Raw genomic sequence first — 4,727 nt, 5'->3', positions numbered from 1 at the left:
CGACGGAGATCCAAATACCACTCAAAAGCCTCCCTGGGAAGATGATGCTCTTCTAACCTTTTCTCTAACAAAGCCAGGTCATGAATACGTTCACTCCCCCCAATAATCTCCCCATAACCTTCCGGGGCAATAAGATCATCGTTTAGAACCATGGTCGGATTTTCCGGATCCGGTTGCATATAAAAAGCTTTGATATGTGCTGGATAATGATGAATAAAAACCGGGCGTTCGAAGTCTTCGGATATCATAGTTTCTTCATCTCCTCCGAAGTCATCACCCCATTGAGCTGGAGACCCCTTCTTTTTAAGAACCTCGATGGCTTCGGTATAAGAAATCCGGGGAAAAGGTGGTTGAATTTTCTGGAGAGGAGTGGTATCTCGTTCAAGAATCTCTAATTCATTTTGGCATTTTTTTAACGCTTGATTGACGATAAAACTCACTAATTTTTCTTGAAGAACCATGTTATCCTGCCAATCATAGTAAGCAACTTCCGGCTCCAACATCCAGAATTCGGTAAGATGGCGTCGGGTTTTTGACTTTTCAGCTCGAAAGGTTGGGGCTAAACAGTATACTTTCCCAAAAGCAGCTGCTCCAGCCTCCATGTAGAGTTGACCACTTTGAGATAAATAAGCCTTCCCGATATCAAAGTACTGGAGTTCAAATAAAGTCGAAGTACCTTCACAGGCTGCTGGAGTTAAAATTGGGGAATCGAGCAAGATAAATCCTTCACTTTGTAAAAACTCATGGATACTCATCATAACCACGTTCCGAATTCGCAGTAAGGCATTTTGTTTTTTGGAGCGGAGCCAGAGGTGTCGACGTTCCATTAGATAGTCTACCGAGTGTTCCATTTTTTGAATAGGATATTCTTCGGAAGGAAAAACCAATTGAAAAGAGCTGATTTCCAACTCATACCCCCCAGGAGCACGTTCTTCTCGACGCACTTTTCCTTGTATTAGGATGGATGATTCAATCGGTATTCTTTTAATCTCATCTAATTGATCCTTGGTAAAAAAATCTCCAACAAATGCCGTTCCTTGAATAAAGCCCGATCCATCGCGGATAATCAGAAAGGCGACCTTCCCGCTTGATCGTTTATTCGAAAGCCATCCACGCAGTTCAACGACTTTCCCTTCGAAATCAGAAATCCGTCCTATTGACACCCAGGGTATATCCATCTTTTTCCTCCAGAATGTAATTAAGAACTCAAAGTGATTCTCAAGCAAATCCTTTTATGAAAAGGTTCGATAGGGTATTGCTCTACATTTTCATCATGACGCCATATTTCCACTGATTCTTTTCTAAATCTTGAATCGATTTCACAATATAATCCACCAAAGCATTAAACATCTTTTCCCCTTTTTCTGCGGTTCCTTTGGTCGGATCACCAGTTGCTCCATAAGGTGTTATTTCATTAAATTTCCATTTTATGTCTAATCCCTCTGGAAGATCAGGGACCACTCCCTGTGCTTCTTCCGGTTGGCATAATTCTGGGAAAAGATACAGAGACATTGATGTCTCTCCTTCCCCGGCGTGACCCAGTCCATTCCAGACCTCAAAAGTATCTTGAGGTAATAATTCTCCAGCCTTAACCCACCAGGCATCTAAAGAAGCGATAAAAGCTTCGGGATTAGCTACTTTCACTGAACGTGCAGCAATTTCAATCGGAGCAATATTTCCATCATGACCATTAATGATAATAATCCGATTGATTCCCTGGCGAATAGTAGAATTGAGCATGTCTTTCAAAACCTCAACCAAAACCTCGGGTCGGAGGGTTAAAGTAAAGAGAAAATCATCATAATGGTGGCTTACTCCAACATTCACCGGAGGAAGAACTAACATGCCATCAACTTTTTGGGCAACTGCCATAGCAATCGCATGAGATACTAAGGTATCATTACCAAAAGGAAGGTGAAATCCGTGATTTTCTGCCGATCCCACCCCAAAAATTGCTTTGTTAAATTTTCCTTCTTTAAAAATGGTATAGGTCATCTCTGGATGATATACTTTTTTTGACATATCCATCCCTTCTTTCTTATCTTTTCAATTGTCTTTTCCCCATAATACCCTCAGGTTTCCAGAGCATAATAATAATGAGGAGAGCCGCATAAACCAATTCGATAAAACCATAGACTTTCAGGTGTTCTTCGACTGGTTTAAGCGCATAACGAAAAGCCATTAAAGAGAATGTCCCAACTAAAGGTCCGCTCATGGTGCCCATCCCTCCCACAATAAGCATGATCACTATTTGGAAGGTCATGGCAAATGAAAACTCAAAAGGACGTATGGCTTTGGTAAAATGAGCAAATAAACCACCGGCCACGCCGGCAAAAAAAGCACCAACAACAAAAGACAACAGTTTATACTTCATCGGAAAAATCCCCAAAACCTGAGCGGCGGTTTCATCATCTCGGATTGCCATCATAGCACGCCCAAAACGGGAATGAACTATTCTCCAAACCACATATATTGCGATGAGGAGCCATAAATAGGTCCAATAGATATTGGTATAAGAAGGTATGGCATTGATTCCCATTGATCCCCGGGTGATCCCCTTAAGAGTTTTGGCAAAGGTGGTCACTATGACCATGAAACCCAATGAAGCAACTGAGAGATAGTGCCCTCTTAATCGGAGAACCGGGGCTCCAATTAGAATTGCTGATAGTGCAGCAAACACTCCTCCGGCGATTAAAGCAACGATAAAGGGCATGGCTCCATCGGCACCAGTCAAGAAAGCGGGTAAAAGTGGAAGTTCGTATGACTCCCTGAGATGGAGCGGAAAAGCCAGCAAGGTAGAAGTATAGGCACCGATCGCCATAAATGCAGCATGTCCAAGAGAAAAAAGACCGGTATATCCATTGGTCAAGTTAAGACTCACGGTAGCGATTGAATATATGCCCATAAGGACAATAATATGAATCAGATATCGGTTGAGAGTCCGGGAAAGAATGAAGATGATAAGGAAGAGGAGACAGCCTCCAATTATGAACCAAAATTCTGGAATGATTCTTCTCTTCTGGTTCATACTCGAATCTCCTCCTTCACTCCCATAATTCCTGAAGGCTTGATGAGTAAAACTAATATAAGAATGGCAAAAACTATTCCATCTCGATACTCGGCGAATCTAGTAGGGAGCAATGCTACCGAGAGAATCTCGGCTACACCTAATACAAAACCTCCCAACATAGCTCCAGGTATACTTCCAACCCCTCCAACGACGACAGCTACAAAAGCTTTCACACCGGTTAAAAACCCCATATCATAAGAAATTTGTCCATATTTAGCACCCCATAAAAAGCCGGTAAAGGCAGCGATTGCTGAGCCTAAAATAAAGGCAACCGATATGACCTTATTAATTTCGATACCCATCATGTTGGCCACTTCCAAATTTTCTGCAGTAGCCCTCATGGCAATTCCCATTTTGCTTTTTTTAATAAAAATCGAAAAGGCAATCATAATTGCTATTGAAGATAAAATAATAAATAGATCAATTGATCGAAAAGTTAAAAATCGCATTCGATAAAGAATATTTAAATAGTCAGGGGTTTTAAATGCATAGGGTTGAGGAGATACTATTAATTTTAAAAAGTTTTCAATAAATGTATAAAAACCAATCGAGGTAATCAATAAAGCTACTTCTGGCCCCCCACGCAACTTTCGATAGGCAATAAGGTCTAAAACTAAGCCCATTAAACCGCCAAATCCGATTACCAAAAATATACCTGCAATAAAGGATAATCCATAACGAACACTCACAAAATAAACAAAAAAAGCCCCTAAAGTGATGAGCGCCCCATGAGCAAAATTGATAAGTCGTAATATTCCATAGACAACCGTCATTCCCAATGCTAACAAGGAATAAATACAACCCAAAATGACACCATTCATCGTTTGTTGTAATACATAGCCCAGTGAAAGCATAATCAACCTCCCAGATAGACCTTTCTCACATCTTCAAGAGATTCAACTTCTTTGGGAATTCCTTCTAATTTCACATTGCCCGTTTCTAATAGATATACATAATCGGAAACTCGTATCGCCATTGTTGCATTTTGCTCGACTAGGAGAATGGTTACACCTTGCTTTAATATCTCTTGAATCAATTCATAGAGTTCTCGGACCACCAGAGGAGCCAAACCTAAGGATGGCTCATCTAAAAGCATCAGTTTTGGTCGTGACATTAAACCTCTACCGATTGCCAACATTTGCTGTTCTCCCCCGCTTAGCGTACCAGCTATCTGGTTTTCCCTTTCTTTGAGCCGTGGGAATAGGGAGTAAGATTTTTCCAAATCTAAATTAATTTCTTGTTCATCATTTCGATGATAAGCTCCTAAAAGAAGATTTTCTCTTACGGTTAAACGATTAAAAATGCCCCTTCCCTCAGGAACCAAACAAATTTCCTTGCGAACCCGTTGTGGTGTCGACATCCGGGTGATATCTTCATCACGATAAACAATGCTTCCATTGGCTGGTTTCAGAATTCCCATGATTGTTTTTAATGTGGTCGTTTTCCCAGCACCATTGGCCCCAATGAGAGATACTATTTGGCCGTCTTTCACTTCTATTGAAATATCCTGAAGAGCTGGTATCACTCCGTACTTCACACTAAGATTTTTAACTTTAAGCAATGGTATCACCCGCTCCTAAATAAGCTTCAATAACCTGAGGGTTATTTTGTATTTCTTCAGGAGTACCCTGGGCAATCACCGAACCATAATCTAATA

General features: G+C 40.9%; 6 protein-coding genes. All 6 read right to left on the bottom strand.

Translation table 11 applies throughout. From position 1 onward, the window contains the following. On the bottom strand, window positions 1–1,178 hold a 1,178-nt coding region (asnS, locus tag PLK24_RS08480), incomplete at its 3' end, for an asparagine--tRNA ligase (RefSeq protein WP_324478156.1). Window positions 1,179–1,260: 82 nt separating this feature from the next. Beyond that, entirely contained in the window at window positions 1,261–2,022 is a 762-nt protein-coding gene (locus PLK24_RS08475; protein ID WP_324478154.1) for a creatininase family protein, read from the bottom strand. 16 nt (window positions 2,023–2,038) lie between these two features. Then, window positions 2,039–3,028 (bottom strand): branched-chain amino acid ABC transporter permease, encoded by a 990-nt coding sequence (locus PLK24_RS08470; protein ID WP_324478152.1) that lies wholly within the window; start codon window positions 3,026–3,028, stop codon window positions 2,039–2,041. After that, window positions 3,025–3,924, bottom strand: coding sequence for a branched-chain amino acid ABC transporter permease (locus PLK24_RS08465; RefSeq protein WP_324478149.1), 900 nt, complete (start codon window positions 3,922–3,924; stop codon window positions 3,025–3,027). Before PLK24_RS08465 ends, PLK24_RS08470 begins: the two co-directional genes overlap by 4 nt. A gap of 2 nt (window positions 3,925–3,926) precedes the next feature. Beyond that, window positions 3,927–4,631, bottom strand: coding sequence for an ABC transporter ATP-binding protein (locus PLK24_RS08460; protein ID WP_349770673.1), 705 nt, complete (start codon window positions 4,629–4,631; stop codon window positions 3,927–3,929). Next, window positions 4,624–4,727 (bottom strand): ABC transporter ATP-binding protein C-terminal domain-containing protein (locus PLK24_RS11480; RefSeq protein ID WP_502876058.1); only part of this gene is annotated, 104 nt, incomplete at its 5' end. The genes PLK24_RS11480 and PLK24_RS08460, both read right to left, overlap by 8 nt.

Source organism: Atribacter sp. (assembly GCF_035418125.1).
Classification (GTDB): Bacteria; Atribacterota; Atribacteria; order Atribacterales; family Atribacteraceae; genus Atribacter; species Atribacter allofermentans.
The sequence above is the reverse complement of the archived record's forward strand: the minus strand, read 5'-3'. Positions and strand labels throughout refer to the sequence as shown.

Excerpts from the sequence above, each read along its gene's own strand:
- PLK24_RS08475 (WP_324478154.1), bottom strand. The coding sequence starts at position 2,022 with ATGTCAAAAAAAGTATATCATCCAGAGATGACCTATACCATTTTTAAA.
- PLK24_RS08470 (WP_324478152.1), bottom strand. The coding sequence starts at position 3,028 with ATGAACCAGAAGAGAAGAATCATTCCAGAATTTTGGTTCATAATTGGA.
- PLK24_RS08465 (WP_324478149.1), bottom strand. The coding sequence starts at position 3,924 with ATGCTTTCACTGGGCTATGTATTACAACAAACGATGAATGGTGTCATT.